2 protein-coding genes are annotated in these 2,764 nt (G+C 72.3%); both read left to right on the top strand.

Features of this window, described 5'->3' with window-relative positions:
* The first annotated feature begins 30 nt into the window (after positions 1 to 30).
* Positions 31 to 1,647: a glycosyltransferase family 2 protein gene (locus tag ACWGIU_RS34745; protein WP_453712089.1), complete on the top strand. Its 1,617-nt coding sequence runs from the start codon at positions 31 to 33 to the stop codon at positions 1,645 to 1,647.
* Between the two features lie 83 nt (positions 1,648 to 1,730).
* Positions 1,731 to 2,744 carry a UDP-glucose 4-epimerase GalE gene (gene galE, locus ACWGIU_RS34740; RefSeq protein ID WP_453712088.1) on the top strand — a complete coding sequence of 338 codons (1,014 nt, stop codon included), beginning with the start codon at positions 1,731 to 1,733 and terminating at the stop codon, positions 2,742 to 2,744.
* Positions 2,745 to 2,764 lie beyond the last annotated feature (20 nt).

Genomic DNA, 2,764 nt, shown 5'->3' with positions numbered 1-2,764 from the left:
CCTTTATGTCGGTCGCCTAGGATCTTCCGGGTGAACAGCAGCAACCTCCCCACGGTTTCCGTCGTGGTCATCGCGTACAACGACGCCGGGCTCGTGGGCGAGGCCGTTTCCTCGGCCCTCGCCCAGGGCCCGGTGGTCGCCGAGGTCATCGCGGTGAACGACGCCTCGTCCGACGGCACCGCTCGGGTGCTGGACGAACTGGCCGCCGTCCACCCCCGCCTCAAGGTCGTGCACCGGACGGAGAACAGCGGGGGGTGCGGCACCCCGCGCAATGACGGGATCGCGGCTGCTTCCGGCCGGTACGTCCTCTTCCTCGACAGCGACGACATCCTGCCGCCGGGGGCCGCCGACGCCTTGCTGCGCACCGCCGAGGAGCACGGCGCCCCGGTCACCGTCGGCGCGGCGGTACGGCGCGAACTGCCCCTGCACCACGACGTCCCGTGGATGCCCGGACTGCTCACACCGGGCGAGGTGATCGAGCGGCCGGTGGACCGGCCCGAGCTCGTCCGCGACACCCTCTGCGTCAACAAGCTGTACGCGCGCTCCTTCCTCCAGGAGCACGGCCTGCGTTTCCCCGACGGCCGGTTCATCTACGAGGACTTCGTCTTCACCGCCCGCGTGCTCGCCGCGGCCCCCCGCATCGCCGTCACCGGCGACCTCGTCTACGTGTGGCACGTGCGCCGCAGCGCGGCCCAGGTGTCGATCTCCCTGGACCGCAAGGACGTCGGGAACTGGCGCTCCCGCATCGAGGCCCACCGCACGGCCGCCGGGATCCTCACCGAGGCCTCCCCGGTGCTGGGCAGCGCCTGCCGGGTGAAGTTCCTGGAGTACGACCTGCGCATGTACCTGCGCGAGCTGGGCCGCGACCCCGAGTACCAGGCCGCCTGGTGGACCCTCACCCGCGCGTACGTCGACACCTTCCCCGAGGCCGACATCGAGTCCGCCGCGGCCCACGCCCGCTGGATCGTTTCGGTGCTGCGTGCCACGGCGACCCCGCCCGCCGATGTCGAACGGCTCACCCGGCTGGCCGCCGAACCGCCGCGGCTGCTGCCTCCGTACGCGACCGGCCCCGACGGAGCTCCGGTGTGGAGCGAGCAGCTTCCGGTCGAGCTGGCCGGCCTGGCCGGGCTGCCGGTCGGCGAACTCCCCGTCACCGTCGACGCGGAACCGGCCGGCCGCGCCGCCGTCCGGATCCACCTGCACGACCTGTACGGGCGCCTCGCCGAGGCCGGGCCCGTCACCGCGCAGCTGAGCTTCGTACCCCGTGCGGGCGGCGCGGCGGTCCTCGCGCAGCCGGTCGAGTTGCACCCCGACGGCGGCGGTGGCTGGACCGCCGTACTGCCGTTCCGTCTCGCCGACCTCGCCGTCACGGGCCGCCGCCAGGGCCTGCGCAGGATGCAGGCGTGGAATGTCGGGGTGGGCGTGCGGTGTGCCGACGGGAGCTCGGTGTTCACCTCCCTGCGCCCCCGGGGCCGACTGCTTCGCCGTCGGGCCCTGCCCAGCAGCCGGTACGGTGTTCTGCTGGCGCAGCCCTACCGTACGGGGGCCGGTGCCCTCGCGCTGCGCCTCGCGCCCGGCGCCGAGGGCGCGCTGTACCTCGTACGCAACCGCCTCGACCGGGCCCGGGCGGCCCGCGGGGCGGACTGAGGCCCCGTGGGCGGGCCTCGGGCCGGAAACCTTTCACCCGCCGCGCTCTTCATCCCGAAGTCGGACAGGACCAAGGAGACAACATGACGTTTCTGATCACCGGTGGCGCCGGATACATCGGCGCGCACGTCGTCCGCGCGATGCGGCTCGCGGGGGAGGAGGTCGTCGTCTTCGACGACCTCTCCACGGGCGACGAGAACCGCGTACCGGAAGGCGTCCCGCTGGTGGTCGGCTCCGTCCTGGACCGGCTGGCCCTGGAAGAGGTCATCCGCAAGCACAAGATCACCGGCGTGGTGCACCTCGCGGGCAAGAAGCAGGTCGGCGAGTCCGTCGAGAAGCCGATGTACTACTACCACGAGAACGTCCAGGGCCTTGCCGTCCTGCTCCAGGCCGTGGCCGACGCCGGCATCCGAAACTTCCTCTTCTCCTCCTCCGCCTCCGTCTACGGCATGCCCGACGTGGACCTGGTCACCGAGGACACCCCCTGCAAGCCGCTGAGCCCCTACGGCGAGACCAAGCTGGCCGGGGAGTGGCTGGTGCGCGCCGCGGGCCGGGCGCACGGCATCTCCACCGCCTGCCTGCGCTACTTCAACGTGGCGGGCGCCGCGGTTCCCGAGCTCGCCGACACCGGCGTCTTCAACCTGGTCCCGATGGTCTTCGAGCGCTACGACGCCGGCCAGGGCGCCAAGATCTTCGGTGACGACTACCCGACCCCGGACGGCACCTGCATCCGCGACTACATCCACGTGGAGGACCTGGCGGAGGCCCACGTCGCGGCGGCCCGCAAGCTCGCCGAGTGGGCCGCGGCCGGCGACCACAAGGACCTCACCGTGAACATCGGGCGCGGCGAAGGCGTCTCCGTCGCCGAGATGGTCGAGATCCTGAACAAGAACACCGGGCACGACATCGCCCCCGTGATCAGCCCCCGCCGCCCCGGCGACCCGGCGAAGGTCGTGGCCTCCGCCGAGAGGATCACCAGCGAACTGGGCTGGAAGGCCCGGCACGACGTCCGTGAGATGGTCACCTCCGCCTGGGCGGGCTGGGAGGCCAACAAGGTGGCCCGCAAGGACGCCCACAGGGACGTCCACAAGGCCTGACACCGGGGCCGGAAGAAGCC

The sequence above is a fragment of the Streptomyces sp. NPDC054840 genome, assembly GCF_053611065.1.
Note: the sequence above shows the minus strand (reverse complement) of the source record. Positions and strands in the feature narration are given on the sequence as shown.